Raw genomic sequence first — 15,658 nt, 5'->3', positions numbered from 1 at the left:
TGCATACAATCAATATAGTTTTTAAATTCCTATCAGAATACTTGGAGGACTACTATCATGAAAAAAATATTTTCAGTGCTTGCAGTAACTACATTAGCGATTGGGATTGTAGCGGGCTGCGGCAAAGAAGAGAAAAAAGATACAGCTAGTCAAGATGCGTTACAGAAGATAAAACAAAGCGGTGAGCTTGTAATTGGTACAGAAGGTACATATCCACCATTTACGTTCCACGATTCAAAGGATAAATTAACTGGATTTGACGTTGAATTAGCAGAAGAAGTTGCAAAACGTTTAGGTGTAAAACCTGTATTTAAAGAAACACAATGGGATAGTTTACTTGCAGGAGTAGATGCAAAACGTTTCGATATGGTTGCGAACGAAGTTGGTATTCGTGAAGATCGCCAAAAGAAATATGACTTCTCTAGTCCATACATTTCTTCTTCAGCAGCATTAGTTATCGCAAAAGATAAAGATAAGCCTGCTACATTTGCTGATGTAAAAGGATTAAAAGGAGCACAATCTTTAACGAGTAACTACGCAGATATCGCTAAGAAAAACGGTGCGAACATCGAGGGTGTAGAAGGATTTAGCCAAGCAGCTGAATTATTAAGTTCTGGCCGCGTTGATTTCACAATCAATGATAAATTATCAGTGTTAAACTATTTAGAAATGAAAAAAGATGCAAAAATTAAAATTGTAGATACAGAAAAAGAAGCATCACAAAGTGGATTCTTATTCCGTAAAGGTAGCGACAAACTTGTACAAGAAGTAAATAAAGCGTTAGAAGATATGAAAAAAGATGGTACGTATGACAAAATAACGAAAAAATGGTTCGGTGAAAATGTTTCTAAGTAGTGCAGTTGTCTCAGATCGATTGTCTACATGGATAGATATTATGCAAACTTCCTTCTCGCCTATGCTGAAGGAAGCTGTCTTTACGACAATTCCGTTAACGCTTATTACATTTATTATCGGTATTATACTTGCGACGTTAACAGCGCTCGCGCGTATTTCAGGTAGTCGTATTTTACAATGGATTGCTCGTATCTATGTATCTATCATTCGCGGAACGCCACTTCTTGTACAGTTATTTATTATTTTCTATGGTCTTCCAACTCTTAATATTGAGGTTGAGCCATATACAGCAGCAATTGTTGGTTTTTCATTAAATGTCGGTGCATATGCATCTGAAATTATTCGTGCTTCTATTCTTTCTATTCCGAAAGGACAGTGGGAAGCAGCTTATACAATTGGGATGACATATCCGCAAGCATTAAAACGTGTTATTTTACCGCAAGCAACGCGTGTATCTATTCCGCCGCTTTCGAATACATTTATTAGTTTATTGAAGGATACGTCATTAGCGTCGTTAATTTTAGTAACAGAAATGTTCCGAAAAGCGCAGGAAATTGCGGCAATGAACTATGAGTTTTTAATTGTTTATTTCGAAGCAGGTCTAATTTATTGGGTAATTTGCTTCTTATTATCTATCGTGCAACAAATATTAGAAAAACGTTCAGAACGTTATACTCTAAAATAACCCTTTCATAAAAGGAGTTTTTGTTTTTATGATTTCAATTCAACATTTACAAAAAAGTTTCGGAGATAATACCGTACTAAAACATATAGACTTATCAGTTGAGAAGGGTGAAGTAGTTGTTATTATCGGGCCATCTGGGTCGGGTAAAACGACATTCTTACGTTGCCTCAACGTGTTAGAAACGCCGAACGCTGGTAACATTCGCATCGGCAATAAAGAGCTCGATTTCTCTAAAAAAGTATTGAAGAAAGATATTGTAAATCTTCGTACGCAAACAGGTATGGTATTCCAGCAACATAATCTATTTCCTCATTTAACAGCACTTCAAAATGTAATGGAAGGGCTCGTTACAGTGAAAAAGATGGGGAAAGAAGAAGCGAAGAAAAAAGCAAACTATGTCCTTGAAAAAGTTGGTCTTGCGGATAAAGTAGACTTATATCCGTTCCAATTATCAGGTGGACAACAACAGCGCGTTGGAATCGCTCGTGCGCTTGCGATGGAGCCTGAAGTTTTACTATTTGATGAGCCAACGTCAGCACTTGATCCTGAGCTAGTTCAAGAAGTTTTAAAGGTTATGAAAGAACTTGCTAAAGAAGGAATGACGATGGTCATTGTAACGCATGAAATGCGCTTTGCTCATCAAATTGCGAACCGTGTTATTTTCATGGATGGCGGTGTCGTTGTCGAACAAGGTACACCGGAAGATGTATTTACAAATCCAAAAGAAGAACGAACGAAGAAGTTTTTACAAATGTTGCAGTAAATTAAGGAAGGTCTCAGGGCATATGCCCTGAGACCTTTTTGCCATATATATTTATTTTTGGAATCCGCCAAGGCTTTGCTCAGCCATTGCAACTAAACGTTTTGTAATTTCTCCACCAACAGAACCGTTAGCGCGAGCCGTAGAATCTGCTCCTAATTGTACACCAAATTCTTGAGCGATTTCGTACTTCATTTGATCGATTGCTGCTGTTGCACCTGGTACTACTAATTGATTGTAAGAACTTTGGTTTGCCATAGGAATATATCCTCCTTAGAGTTATAAAAGTTTTTTTGGTTGGACTAGCTGGATTTGAACCAGATTATCGCCCCGTTGGCGCTAATCCATCGGTAATTAAGTTTGTACTCATAGTATGGATGTTACCTAGAAAGATATACAAAATAATAATTTGTAAATTTTGTAAAAAATATTTCATCATTTCGTAAATTATGAAATAAGAATAATCGTTGTATTTTTAAGAAAGAAGGCTAAACTAATAGCGAAATCATATGTGTTTTTTCTTTGTATAACAAGCTTGGCTTACTTAACTTATGATTTGTTAAAGTGAGACAAATTAAAGCTTAGTAAAATGAAAATTAAATCGGTATCAACTGCATAGTTCTGTTTTAATCCGGGATGGGGCAGGAAAAGGAACTGACCGTGCCTACGCAGGGCTAGATGCCCTCTCCCATCTGAAAAAAGAGGCTTTTAAACGAAAATATAATTAAAGTGAGAAAAATTCGAGCTTAGTAAAATGAAAATTAAACGGTAGCAACTGAATAGTTCTGTTTTAACTCGGGATGGGGCAGAAAAAGGAACTGACCGTGTCTACGCACGGCTAGATGCTCTCTTCCATCTAAAAAAAGAGGTTTTTAAACGAAAATATAATTAAAATGAGAAAAATTCCAGCTTAGTAAAATGAAAATTAAATCGGTAGCAACTGCATAGTTCTGTTTTAACCCAGGATGGGGCAGGAAAAGGAAATAACCGCGTCTAAGAACGGCTAGATGCTCTCTTCCATCTAAAAAAAGAGGGTTTTTTACAGGCTTTTAAACGACAACGTATGGAGGAATCACGATGGGAATTTGCCCGCTTTGCAACGCGCTAGAATCACAAACATATTCTTGTCAAAATTGCCAAGGAATACTCCAAGATTATGGGAAAGCTGTAGATTACATAGATGATTACAGTGCATATATGGATCAGGAATTATTAAGTGCGGTAGACGGTTTAACACATAATAATTCAAATGAGTACTGCAATCATATTTTTTATTGCGGAGTATGTAATGTGGAAACGGAAGTTGTAGTGAAGTTTGTATAAAGTGAAACTTTAATCAGTGGGGGTTTTGTTCATCCCCCACTGATTATCAGCCTTCACCAATCGGGCGTTTACGGGCAGCAGGGCTCCCGCCTAACTTCTTTGCTCCAGCCGAATTTTGAGGTGGGAGTTTTACTGCCCGGCGAATAGCGGGATAAATAGAAAACTTCCACCTTATGAGTGAGGTGGAAGTTTTTGTATTTGCGAGTTAATCATAGGGGACGGGATATTCCCGGTGTTAGGTGCAGTATTCGATTGGATTTGAGATGTTTTTTCTTTCGGACCGCACAAAGAATGTTCAGTTAAATAGATGGCATATTCATAAAATAATTGGCGCGTAAGTTCACTTTGTTCTTTTAACTTTTCATCTTGGAATACAGTTCGCCCCGGTTTAGAATTTGCTTCAAATAGCCACGGATTTTCAGCGTTGTCTAAACCGATGTCAAAACCAATTTCTCCTATGTTCCCGGTTACTTGTTGGTCGAGTGCATAACTGATTTGTAAGGCTGTTTGTTTTAGTTTATTTTCAATTTGAACTTGCTTTGTTGAATCAGGAAACAGTTCCTGAAGTAATTTCGTATCACCACCGCTATTTACATGAGTTGTTAAGCTCCCTTTGCCGGCGATTTTTGCGACGATTGCACTGACTACCCAATTACCAAAATGGTTTTTATTTGTGTGAATGCGAAAATCGACGGGTTGCCCTTCGAAGCGGAGCAGTGAGATACCTTGTTGTACGATAAACTTTTTTAAATCATGTCCTTTTAACACATGGTTAAGAAGGGCTTCTAATGATTGATACTTTCTTAGTTTGTTTTGTTCATTTTCACGATAACGACAATAGTAGCAATTATCAGTTTGAGAATAGAGTATTTGATGAATATTTCTTCCGAAGCTACCATGTATTGGTTTCATATAAATGTACTTATACGTACCGAGAAGTCGTTCTACTTGTTCAAAATGTTGAAATACTTCTGTATGTGGTAAGAATTGTTTAATTGAATCTTCTTTCATTAAAAGTTGATGCACTTCCCATTTATTGAAAAATCCCGGATTAAACCACGGAATCGCATAGTCGCTTTCTAATCGTTTTTTTGCTCTTACGATAGGTTTGTAATTTTCTGCTTGCCGATTTGGTAAACGGTCGTAAATGACATTTGGTAAAGGGACTTTGTTTTTTACCCATTTGCTTTCTTGAAAGAAGTACCCTTCAATGGTTTCCTCTTCCCAGTTTATATGTTGAATGCCAAAGACAAATACAAATGGCTGCAATGTGAATGGTGGTGTTAGTAGCTCACCGAGAGAGATGGAACGATTTCCTAAAGGAGAATTAGAATCATCGTTAAAGCCAGTTGTGAAAATCCCGATTAATGGACCGAAAACAATGGTTTGATTTTGTATGAAGGCATGGATTGTTGCTGAATGCGGTAGTAAAAGTTTAGCTGCAATTTGTTCTCCAATAATGATTTCTCGAGTGAATGAATAATGAATTTTAATATTCTCACATGTAATATAACGTAAGCCAAAGGAAAGGGATGTAATTGGTGGTGTAATAGAAAAAACGTAAGGTAAAGTAATACTATTTGGATTCTCATCTGAAATACTTAATGTATATATGTGCTCTTTCAACGGGGATTTCCTCCTTTCGTTATGGTGTAAATCGGCTAAACTTTAATGGACCATGAAAAATTTGTTCAGCCAGTTCGTCGTTGTACCTAGTATAAACTTCGTAAGACGGCATCGTATTGACGTACATAAGCCAAATGGCACCTTTTTGATCCATAATGGTAGAAAGCTCTAATTCAAATAATGACGAATAGGACTGATCGAGTGTTTTAAACACTTCATTTACAACATCATGTAAAGCATCTTTCAATAATTGAACACCAGTTGAAGAAAGTAAATATTTAATTTTGGAAAATGGATGTAACATGGACCGCTCTGTTACTGAAAGTAAAAATTGCGCTGGGAATGAAGACTTTTGTATGAATTGACCGAGTACTTCCCAATTCTGTTCTTTGTTTTTTTGCATAATGGTCCGAATATGAATTGGATATGATAGTTGATTTGGAGGTTGTAACATTGGATGGATCATATAATGGGATGAGTGTACGTTCGATTTGCACCATGATATAAATTCATCTGTCCGTTTGAATTGAGTAGAAGTACAATGCTGTTCATTTATTGTGTCGATATGAAATGTTTTATGTTTGTAAGTGACTCGATATAAATTTTCATTAGAGTGTATATTGAGAGGGCGTATAACAATATCTCTTGTTTCTAGTAGTAATTTGAAAATTCCTTGGACCGTTCCTTTTTTTATTTTTGGGATGTAAGGGGAAAGACGTTTATTAGTAAGAAAAAGATTGTGTAAATCACTTGGATTAATAAGAGTGTTATTTAAAAAAGTAGTCGAGGAACGTTTGCGTAATGAATGAATAATCGATTTTGCTTGTTGGAATTCTTTATCCTCCTTGAAATGACAGCGATCATATATATATGAAGGAATGGGAAAGGTTTGATCTATCCAATTTCCTGTATCTGTATCGTAAATAAGACCAGAAACAAGATCTGTCTTTGAATCAATGCTAAACGGTGTGAATTGGGCAACGACGTTATGATAAAGACGAGCTCGCTTAGCGATTTCGGTGTAATACATTTGCTCGTGATGAAATTTAGAAGTTAAAAGACCAAGAACCAACGAAATCACTCCTTTAGTAATAAGATGTTTGCATAATAGACGAAGCTATATATTGCAAATACGTTTTTATACCATTATACTTTTGTCCGTATGATGATATGCTATAGTTTTGGAGAAGTGAAAGGTTGATTATGATGAATATATGGTTGAATATGCTAACAACGACAGGACTCGGGGCGATTATTGGAGGGTACACGAATCATTTAGCAATAAAAATGTTATTCCGTCCTCATCGTCCTATTTATATTGGGAAGTTTCAAGTTCCATTTACGCCAGGGTTAATTCCGAAGCGTCGTGATGAGCTTGCTGTTCAATTAGGGAAAATGGTTGTAGAACATTTGTTAACACCAGAAGGAATCGGAAAGAAATTAACAAATGAAGAGTTTCAAGCCAGTTTAATTCGCTGGACACAAGTGGAAGTTGATAAAGTAATTACGAATGAACAATCGTTACGGGATATGTTAGAAAAATGGAATTTAACACATGTAGAAGAAGAGGCGACTCAAAAAATCGAACATGTTATTACAGAAAAAATTCATGCATTTTTAGCAGAGTACTATACATATACATGGGAACAGGCTTTACCTCATTCTGTTCATGAAAAAGTAGAGAATGCGATTCCAAATGTAGCATCTTTTATTTTGAAAAGAGGAATTCGCTTTTTTGAAAGTGAAGAAGGAAAGGCACGCCTTTCAAAAATGATCGATGACTTTTTCGCTTCTCGCGGAACGCTGCTTAATTTAGTCGGTATGTTTTTAGGAAATGTAAGTTTAGTGGATCGTGTGCAGCCGGAAGTAATTAAGTTTTTAGGACAAGACGAAACAGAGCGGCTTTTAACTGATGTACTGCAAAAAGAATGGGAAAAGTTAAAAGGAAGAGACGTACAAGAATTAGAAACGTTTGTAGAGAAAGAAATGATTGTGAGTTCCATATTGTCAGCTGTTAAAGTAAAGGAAACGGTGAGTAGATTTTTAAATCAGTCTGTGCAGCAAGTATGTGAACCAGTTCGAGAAACAGTTATTGAAAAAGTAGTTCCAAGCGCAGTAACGAAAGGCTTGAAGTGGGGAACAGAAAATGTAGCGAGCATACTAAACAATCTACACCTTGCGGAAATTGTCCAGCAAGAAGTATCTACATTTTCAACAGAGAGACTAGAAGATCTTGTCTTGTCCATAACAAAAAATGAATTGAAAATGATTACGTATTTAGGTGCATTATTAGGCGGAATGATTGGACTTATGCAAGGGTTGTTACTTCTGTTCCTTAGGTAATAAAAGCGAATACATAGAAATAAAGTGAAATTTCTTCACATCTCTTGCATAGTTTGATATGGTAAGAAGAGGTGCCTATGTAAAGGCACGTAAAAGGCAGTGCGCATGAAAAGTGCTAGCCTTCTAAAGGAGGAAAAATAAAATGACAAAAAACATTCATGATGTTGCATATGAATTACAAAAAGCAATCGCTGAAAACGAAGATTTCCAAACATTAAAAGCAAGCTACGCAGCAGTACAAGGAGATGCAGAGTCAAAGAACTTATTTGAAGAGTTCCGTACGATGCAACTTGGCTTACAACAAAAAATGATGCAAGGCCAAGAAATCACTGGAGAAGATAACCAAAAAGCACAAGAAGTTGTAGCTCGCATTCAACAAGATGCTAAAATCACAAAGTTAATGGAAACTGAGCAACGTTTAAACATCGTTATCACTGACGTTAACAAAATCATTATGCAGCCACTTGAAGAATTATATAGCGCGCAACAACAAGCTTAATAGTGGAAGACGCTCCTAGTATGGGGCGTTTTTTTGTGTGTAGGAAATTTGATAGTCCTTCCACAAAAAAATCCCCTTCAAAATAGCCATGTGTTAGTGACTATTTTGAAGGGGATATATGATGTATCTTTCAATTTCTCTTTTACATATATCATTACTTGTTGAAATACTCAGTTCTAATATGTTTTTCCTTCAAAAACTTTTCAATTTCTTTTTGCTTTCTACCATTAACTTTCTCAAAGCGTTTTGTAAAAGAAAAATCAGTTTTGAATAAGTTACCATCTTGCGCGATTTTGTCTAATTCGTGCTCTAGTTCTACTGAAAGTGCCGTAGATGCTGAAATGAATTCATACATTTCTTTCGAAGGTTTTTTGTAATCATCAGGGATCGTATTGTTACTAATAAAATCATGGAAATTCGCATCATTTTGTTGCGCTAAATCTACTAGTTGCTTTAATTTCTCTCGGTCGGATTCCGTGACATTCTCGTCAGACATAGATGATGAAAGTGGAACGATGTTTTCCTCTAACTCTCCGCTATAATCTAAATAAGTTTTTATATTTTGTTTCATTTCGTCTTCGTTAATCGTTTCATTCTTTTTTGAGGAAGTGAATATAGTTTCTGGAATTTTTATCGTTACATCTTTAATAGATTGCACATCGTTTTCTTCCTTAGGTTGTGCACTGTTTGAACAAGCTGATAGAAATAAAATTGTAAGTAACATGAGTAGATATAAAGTATACTTCTTCATTTTAATCTCCTTTTATATTCATTATTATCTTTGTAAAATAGCTATATTCCATTTCAAATACTTTACTAAAGTTGCGTATAGATGTTTTACCATTTGGTAAGATATGACGGATATGAGTAAACCGCTGCAAAAAGCGATGAACACATTGTAAACATCGGAATAACTGATTTGATGAAACCCGTTAAAAAATCCTAACCCTATTAATAAAATAGGTGAAATGATTAAGAATGGAGTGGCAATGATAAGTGCTAGAAGAATCGGTAATAAAAAGAGTAGTACGAAAAAGGCGATAATGATAAAGGCAAATTTTAAAACACTTAAGCTCATAACAGAAAATAGTGCGGTTATCATATTTTTGAAGCTTCGTTTATTGTCCGCGTTTTGTATTGCATAGGAAACATTAAGTTCGTTAGCAATAGTTTTAGGGTCTCCTAGTTTCCTGGAAATTTCTTCTTCAGATTTCCCATCCTGTTTAGCACTGATAAAATGAGTTTCATACTCTGAAATAATATCTTTCTTTTCTAAACTAGGCATATTCCGCAGGGAAGAACTAAGTTGTTCCAAAAATTCACTTTTGTTCATAACAATCACTTTCCTTTATAAAATGATGAATTACAGCTGAGAATCCTATCTTTTGAAAAGGGGGATACGAATTATAAGGTGCGTTCCAATTATCGGGAATTCCAATATTTACAAATATATCATTTAGTAGTGTCCTTTGCAAGGTACTATAATCTTATTAATACTGTGATTAGATGGAATTTTTTCGTGCATTTTTAGAGGAGATATAAAAATATTATTTTAGGATAAACAAAGGTTTGTAAGCGTATTCCTTAGAGGTTGTCAAAAAACTGTCAAATTCATATCGTTGGAAAAATAATGCATTTGTAATATAATGATAAACGATACTTCACCACGTTAATTAACTAGGTGAAATTAAAAATCTTTATTACACACATTATGAAATAAAGGGATGATTAGTTTGAGTACAGGTGTAAAAGCAAACGACGTGAAAACAAAAACAAAAGGAGCAGATCTTGTTGTTGATTGTTTAATTAAACAGGGTGTTACACATGTTTTCGGTATTCCAGGAGCGAAGATTGACTCTGTATTTGATGTACTGCAAGAAAGAGGACCAGAGTTAATTGTTTGTCGTCATGAACAAAACGCAGCTTTTATGGCAGCTGCTATTGGTAGATTAACAGGGAAACCGGGCGTATGTCTTGTAACTTCAGGACCAGGGACATCAAATTTAGCGACAGGTCTTGTTACTGCGAATGCGGAGAGTGATCCCGTTGTTGCTTTAGCTGGTGCAGTTCCGCGTACTGATCGCTTAAAACGTACGCATCAATCTATGGATAATGCTGCACTATTCGAACCAATCACAAAATATAGCGTAGAAGTAGAGCATCCAGATAATGTGCCAGAAGCATTAAGTAATGCGTTTCGAAGTGCGACTTCTACAAATCCGGGAGCAACTTTAGTAAGTCTTCCGCAAGACGTTATGACTGCGGAAACGACTGTAGAGTCTATCGGTGCGCTTTCTAAGCCACAGCTTGGAATCGCTCCCACACATGAGATTACATATGTAGTAGAAAAAATAAAATCAGCGAAATTACCAGTTATTTTACTCGGTATGAGAGCGAGCACGAATGAAGTAACGAAAGCGGTTCGTGAATTAATTGCTGATACAGAACTTCCTGTTGTTGAAACATATCAAGCAGCTGGCGCGATTTCACGTGAGTTAGAAGAGCATTTCTTCGGCCGCGTTGGATTATTCCGTAACCAACCAGGTGATATTTTACTAGAGGAAGCGGATCTTGTTATTTCTATCGGTTATGACCCAATTGAGTATGATCCGAAATTCTGGAATAAACTTGGAGACAGAACGATTATTCATCTTGATGACCACCAAGCGGATATCGATCATGATTACCAACCAGAGCGTGAATTAATTGGTGATATCGCTTTAACTGTAAATGGCATTGCGGAGAAATTACCGAAGCTTGTATTAAATACGAAATCAGAAGCAGTTTTAGAGCGATTACGCGCAAAATTATCAGAGCAAGCAGAAGTTCCAAACCGTGCTTCAGAAGGTGTTACGCATCCACTTCAAGTCATTCGTACACTTCGCTCTTTAATTGATGACGATACAACTGTTACGTGTGACATCGGTTCCCATTATATTTGGATGGCAAGATGTTTCCGTTCTTATGAACCACGCAGACTATTATTTAGTAACGGTATGCAAACGTTAGGTGTTGCACTTCCTTGGGCAATTGCCGCTACTTTAGTTGAGCCGGGTAAAAAAGTTGTTTCAGTGTCAGGTGATGGTGGTTTCTTATTCTCTTCGATGGAGTTAGAAACAGCGGTACGTTTAAATGCACCGGTTGTACATCTCGTTTGGAGAGACGGTACATATGATATGGTTGCGTTCCAACAAATGATGAAATACGGTAGAACATCAGCTACAGAGTTTGGCGATGTTGATCTTGTGAAATATGCAGAAAGTTTCGGGGCGTTAGGTCTTCGTGTCAATACACCAGACGAATTAGAGGGTGTATTGAGAGAAGCATTAGCAGCAGACGGTCCTGTCATTATTGATATTCCAATTGACTATCGTGACAACATTAAATTAAGCGAGAAACTATTACCAAACCAATTAAACTAATGGGGGCATGAGTGAGATGACTGTTGCGCAATTAATTGATATTGATGCAAAAAGAACGAAAACGAATAATGAAGTATATCAAACATCTACAATGCTTGCACTATTAGATGGTATATATGATGGTGTTATTAACTTTGAGGAACTAAAAGAACGTGGTGATTTCGGCATCGGCACATTTGATCAATTAGATGGTGAAATGATCGCATTTGATAATGAATTTTATCATTTACGTTCAGACGGTTCAGCGGAAAAAGTAGACCTGGAAGAAACAACACCTTTTGCGACTGTAACGTTTTTTGAAAAAGAAATGAGTTATACGGTAGAGCGTCCGATGAATCGTGAAGAAGTGGAAGCGTTATTACATGAATTAATGCCAAGTAAAAACTTATTTTATGCGATTCGAATGGATGGTACGTTCCGTGAAGTAAGAACGAGAACTGTTCCAAGACAAGAAAAACCGTATACGCCGCTCGTTGAAGTGACGAAATCACAACCGATCTTTTCATTTAAAGATACAGAAGGTACGCTAGCTGGATTTTGGACACCAGATTACGCGCAAGGTATTGGTGTAGCTGGTTTCCACTTACATTACATTGATGATGAAAGAAGCGGGGGCGGACATGTTTTCGACTATGTTGTAGAAAACTGTACGATACAAATTTGTCAAAAAGCTCATATGCATTTAGCACTTCCTGAAACAGCTGATTTTATGGCAGCTGAATTATCAAGAGAAAACTTAGAGAATGATATTGCGGCCGCGGAAGGTGCGGAGTAAAAAGGAATCGAAATTATGTATTCTCTATATAAAGAACCGAAGTCTTGTTCAGGCTTCGGTTTTTATCATTGGTTCGCAATCTTCTCGTGAAATTCCCCTCTCTAATTTCACTGCAGGCCTCATTATGTTTAATTTGTAAAATGAAACCCCAATTTTGAAGCAAAAGAAATATAAATTTCTCTCCAAACATATACATCAAAAGGGTAGGGGGGATATGATGGAAAACTCAATTACTATTAGTTTATGCATGATTGTAAAAGATGAAGAACAGGCTATATCAAAATGCTTAGAATCGGTCAAAAGTGTTGTGGATGAAATTATTATTGTAGATACAGGTTCAACAGATGCTACAAAAGAGATTGTGAAGAAGTACGATGCGAAAGTTTATGATTTTCAATGGATTGAAGATTTTTCAGCGGCACGAAATTTTGCATTTTCTAAAGCTACAAAAGAATATATTCTTTGGCTAGACGCAGATGACATAATAGGTACGGATGATGGAAAGAAATTGCTACAGTTAAAACATACATTAGATCGTAGTACGGATGCAGTATCTATGAAATATTATTTAACTTTTGATATAGAAGGAAATCCAACGCATTCTTTAAGGAGATATCGATTAGTCAACAGAAGTAAAAATTTTCAATGGTATGGATTTGTTCATGAATATTTAGAGGTGTATGGAAATCTTATAAATAGTGATGTAGGGGTAAGTCATAAAAAAGAAAAAGCATATACTAATCGTAATTTAAAAATATATGAAAAACATCTTGAGAGTGGAAAAGAGTTTAGCCCCCGCGATGTGTACTATTATGCAAATGAATGTAAGGATCACAGATTATATGATAAGGCTGTTAAGTGGTATTCAAGGTTTTTAGATGAAGAAAAGGGTTGGGTTGAAGATAATATTCAAGCTTGTTTAAAAAGAGCCGAATGTTACTTAGAGCTGGGGGACTTAAAAAAATCTATACATTCGTGTTTACAATCATTTATGTATGACACACCTAGAGGAGAACTTTGTTGCCACTTAGGACGTGTATTTTTGCAACAAAGTGAATATGCCAAAGCAATATATTGGTACCATGCCGCAATTGACGGACCAAGGTCAAAAGATTCTCCATTTGTCCGGGAAGAGTGTCATACATGGTTGCCGCATATTCAACTATGTATTTGTTATGATCGAATAAAAGAATATGAAAAGGCAATTTATCACAACGAACAAGCTGCACAGTTCATACCTAATAATCCAAGTATTGAATATAATAGAAAATATTTTGATGGTTTATTCAAAAAATAGTATTTAATAATACTAGATAATTATTTCGGTTGCTGAGAGGAGTCTGATTCATGCTCACAAGTATAATTATATTAACTCATAATCAATTACAATACACAAAAGAATGCATCCAAAGTATTAGAACTTATACAGTGGAACAAGAGTATGAGTTAATAGTTGTGGACAATGCATCAACAGATGGTACTGTAGAATGGTTACAAAAACAATTGGATATTATACTAGTGGAAAATGCAGAAAATATGGGTTTTCCAAAGGGATGCAACCAGGGAATTAAAAAGGCAAAAGGTGATAATATTCTATTATTAAATAATGATGTGGTCGTAACTAAAAATTGGTTAAGGAACTTAATTCGGTGTTTGTATGAAAACGAAGATACTGGAGCTGTAGGACCCGTCACTAATAATGCTGCTTACTATACTGCTATACAAACCTTTTATAAGGATATGCAAGGGATGCAGAATTTTGCAACTTTATATAATCAAAGTGATAAAAATAAATGGGAAGAACGTATGAAATTAATAGGATTTTGTATGCTTATAAAAAAATCAGTGTTAGATGAAGTTGGAGTATTAGATGAACGATTTACACCAGGGAATTATGAAGATGATGATTTGTCGTTAAGAATGTTTGAAAAGGGATATAAATTGTATTTATGTAAAGATACATTTATTCATCACTATGGAAGTGTATCGTGGAGAGAAGACAGTGTTAACTTTTCCATAGTTTTACATGCAAATAATATAAAATTGTATGAAAAATGGGGATTTTATGGTGAAAGTTTATACATTCATTATGATTTACTAGCAATTGTCGATCGATTTGCGCCTGATCAAGTAAATATTCTTCATATAGGAGCTGGATGTGGTGCAACTTTATTAGAAATGAAAAGGCGTTACCCGGCAGTTTCCACATTCGGTGCAGAAGTTAATGAAAAAGCGGCAGCTCTTGCAAATAGGGTAGGTCCTACAACTTCTAGTGAGTATGACAAGTTACACGAGTTATTTACAGATGAAAAATTCCAGTACATCCTACTATCACATCCTATTGAGCCAGCGCAATTACCTCATGTCATACAATCTATTTCTCAACTTTTAACTCCAACAGGAACTTTCATTATGTCGAAATTCAATTTAGATAATTACAATGCATTAAAAAATTCATAAAAAAATTAATATTTTTTTAGGTTCCTCTTCGGAGGTGAACTGCATTTGGGAATTTTGGAGAGAAAATGGTTCCTTCTATCTATACAAAACCGAAATCCAATCCCGGATTTCGGCTTTTCGATGTGTGATGAAATACGAAACCGCCTTCGTATTTCTATTGGTTTGATCGTTTGTAAATATACAGGGTGGGGCGATTTTTTTATGCAAAAAAAGAGCTATCCTATAAGTCAGTGAAACCAACTTATAGGATAGTTCCTTTACTTTGAAACAAACGGATGCTTTTCATAATAAAACCGCCATGGATAGTGAACGGCTTCTTCTGCATAATCAATATTAATACGAGGACCAGCTAGTATGTTATGTGTGGATGATAAATGGCCTTCTTCAGGAACTAATTCAATATGTAACGTATCATTTTGAAGTGATACGCCGCGCTCTTCTAAAGTGATTCCGAGTGCGCGGCATAGTTTTCCGGGGCCATTTGTTAAGTTTTTATACTGAGCTTTCGTAATGTCAGTTTTGTTGTAGCGCGCTAGTGTCATGTCTTCGATTCCGTCTACAGGTTCAAGAGCACGAATAAGAACTCCTTGCGGGGTGCCGATTGATGCTGTAATTACGTTAAAGCAATGATACATACCGTAAATTAAATATACGTAAGCATGTCCTGGTGCGCCGAACATTACTTCTGTTCGATTAGTCCGTCTTCCTCCGTAACTATGAGCGGCCTTATCATCTGGACCTTTGTATGCTTCTACTTCTACAATAATTCCGCTTCGCTTTATGCCGTCTACAATATGAACGAGTTTATGTCCGAGTAACTTCTTTGCGACCTCTAACGTATCGCCTTCATAAAAAGAAGGTGGTGCCTGCATTGTACTATCTCCTTTGCCCGTCGTATATGTATATAGTA

16 protein-coding genes are annotated in these 15,658 nt (G+C 36.0%); 10 read left to right on the top strand and 6 right to left on the bottom strand.

The features are described 5' to 3' along the window. Positions 1 to 57 precede the first annotated feature (57 nt). The 3 genes from MKX77_RS19875 to MKX77_RS19865 are packed head-to-tail and all read left to right on the top strand — an operon-like array spanning position 58 to position 2,303. Positions 58 to 855 (top strand): amino acid ABC transporter substrate-binding protein, encoded by a 798-nt coding sequence (locus MKX77_RS19875; protein WP_070127976.1) that lies wholly within the window; start codon positions 58 to 60, stop codon positions 853 to 855. After that, positions 842 to 1,540 (top strand): amino acid ABC transporter permease, encoded by a 699-nt coding sequence (locus MKX77_RS19870; RefSeq protein WP_002114865.1) that lies wholly within the window; start codon positions 842 to 844, stop codon positions 1,538 to 1,540. The genes MKX77_RS19875 and MKX77_RS19870 overlap by 14 nt, the downstream gene beginning before the upstream one ends. Before the next feature lie 28 nt (positions 1,541 to 1,568). Continuing rightward, the gene (locus MKX77_RS19865) at positions 1,569 to 2,303 is read left to right on the top strand and encodes an amino acid ABC transporter ATP-binding protein (RefSeq protein ID WP_215555365.1); all 735 of its coding nucleotides are present in this window, start codon (positions 1,569 to 1,571) and stop codon (positions 2,301 to 2,303) included. Between the two features lie 51 nt (positions 2,304 to 2,354). Here the strand turns inward: MKX77_RS19865 and sasP are convergent, their stop codons facing one another. Next, positions 2,355 to 2,558, bottom strand: a complete 204-nt coding sequence (gene sasP, locus MKX77_RS19860; protein WP_000013349.1) for a small acid-soluble spore protein, SasP family — start codon at positions 2,556 to 2,558, stop codon at positions 2,355 to 2,357. 819 nt (positions 2,559 to 3,377) lie between these two features. On the opposite strand from sasP, the gene MKX77_RS19855 reads away from it, so the two are divergent. Then, on the top strand, positions 3,378 to 3,623 hold the full coding sequence (locus MKX77_RS19855) for a hypothetical protein (RefSeq protein WP_002159132.1): 246 nt from the start codon (positions 3,378 to 3,380) through the stop codon (positions 3,621 to 3,623). Between the two features lie 171 nt (positions 3,624 to 3,794). Here MKX77_RS19855 and MKX77_RS19850 read toward each other — a convergent pair whose 3' ends face one another. Then, positions 3,795 to 5,249 carry a YheC/YheD family endospore coat-associated protein gene (locus MKX77_RS19850; RefSeq protein WP_341307584.1) on the bottom strand — a complete coding sequence of 485 codons (1,455 nt, stop codon included), beginning with the start codon at positions 5,247 to 5,249 and terminating at the stop codon, positions 3,795 to 3,797. Positions 5,250 to 5,268: 19 nt separating this feature from the next. Further along, positions 5,269 to 6,321 (bottom strand): YheC/YheD family protein, encoded by a 1,053-nt coding sequence (locus tag MKX77_RS19845; RefSeq protein ID WP_341307583.1) that lies wholly within the window; start codon positions 6,319 to 6,321, stop codon positions 5,269 to 5,271. Positions 6,322 to 6,446: 125 nt separating this feature from the next. Here MKX77_RS19845 and MKX77_RS19840 point away from each other — a divergent pair, with 125 nt between their 5' ends. Together MKX77_RS19840 and MKX77_RS19835 are read left to right on the top strand one after the other, a co-directional pair. After that, the gene (locus MKX77_RS19840) at positions 6,447 to 7,592 is read left to right on the top strand and encodes a DUF445 domain-containing protein (protein ID WP_341307582.1); all 1,146 of its coding nucleotides are present in this window, start codon (positions 6,447 to 6,449) and stop codon (positions 7,590 to 7,592) included. Between the two features lie 142 nt (positions 7,593 to 7,734). After that, entirely contained in the window at positions 7,735 to 8,091 is a 357-nt protein-coding gene (locus tag MKX77_RS19835; protein WP_341307581.1) for a YlbF/YmcA family competence regulator, read from the top strand. A 154-nt stretch (positions 8,092 to 8,245) separates the two neighbouring features. Here MKX77_RS19835 and MKX77_RS19830 read toward each other — a convergent pair whose 3' ends face one another. Then, positions 8,246 to 8,842, bottom strand: a complete 597-nt coding sequence (locus MKX77_RS19830) for an NDxxF motif lipoprotein (RefSeq protein ID WP_341307580.1) — start codon at positions 8,840 to 8,842, stop codon at positions 8,246 to 8,248. A gap of 24 nt (positions 8,843 to 8,866) precedes the next feature. After that, positions 8,867 to 9,424, bottom strand: coding sequence for an HAAS signaling domain-containing protein (locus MKX77_RS19825; RefSeq protein ID WP_341307579.1), 558 nt, complete (start codon positions 9,422 to 9,424; stop codon positions 8,867 to 8,869). A gap of 400 nt (positions 9,425 to 9,824) precedes the next feature. On the opposite strand from MKX77_RS19825, the gene alsS reads away from it, so the two are divergent. The 4 genes from alsS (at position 9,825) to MKX77_RS19805 (ending at position 14,748) form a co-directional block, all read left to right on the top strand. Further along, positions 9,825 to 11,513, top strand: coding sequence for an acetolactate synthase AlsS (gene alsS / locus MKX77_RS19820; protein WP_341307578.1), 1,689 nt, complete (start codon positions 9,825 to 9,827; stop codon positions 11,511 to 11,513). Between the two features lie 16 nt (positions 11,514 to 11,529). Next, positions 11,530 to 12,288, top strand: coding sequence for an alpha-acetolactate decarboxylase (gene alsD / locus MKX77_RS19815; RefSeq protein WP_341307577.1), 759 nt, complete (start codon positions 11,530 to 11,532; stop codon positions 12,286 to 12,288). A 217-nt stretch (positions 12,289 to 12,505) separates the two neighbouring features. Next, entirely contained in the window at positions 12,506 to 13,585 is a 1,080-nt protein-coding gene (locus MKX77_RS19810; protein WP_341307576.1) for a tetratricopeptide repeat-containing glycosyltransferase family 2 protein, read from the top strand. A 50-nt stretch (positions 13,586 to 13,635) separates the two neighbouring features. Next, on the top strand, positions 13,636 to 14,748 hold the full coding sequence (locus MKX77_RS19805; protein WP_341307575.1) for a glycosyltransferase: 1,113 nt from the start codon (positions 13,636 to 13,638) through the stop codon (positions 14,746 to 14,748). A 257-nt stretch (positions 14,749 to 15,005) separates the two neighbouring features. On the opposite strand, the gene MKX77_RS19800 is transcribed toward MKX77_RS19805, so the two are convergent. Next, positions 15,006 to 15,620: a DNA-3-methyladenine glycosylase gene (locus MKX77_RS19800; RefSeq protein WP_341307574.1), complete on the bottom strand. Its 615-nt coding sequence runs from the start codon at positions 15,618 to 15,620 to the stop codon at positions 15,006 to 15,008. Positions 15,621 to 15,658 lie beyond the last annotated feature (38 nt).

Source organism: Bacillus sp. FSL R9-9410, assembly GCF_038050385.1.
In the GTDB taxonomy this organism is placed as follows: domain Bacteria; phylum Bacillota; class Bacilli; order Bacillales; family Bacillaceae_G; genus Bacillus_A; species Bacillus_A cereus_U.
Note: the sequence above shows the minus strand (reverse complement) of the source record. Positions and strands in the feature narration are given on the sequence as shown.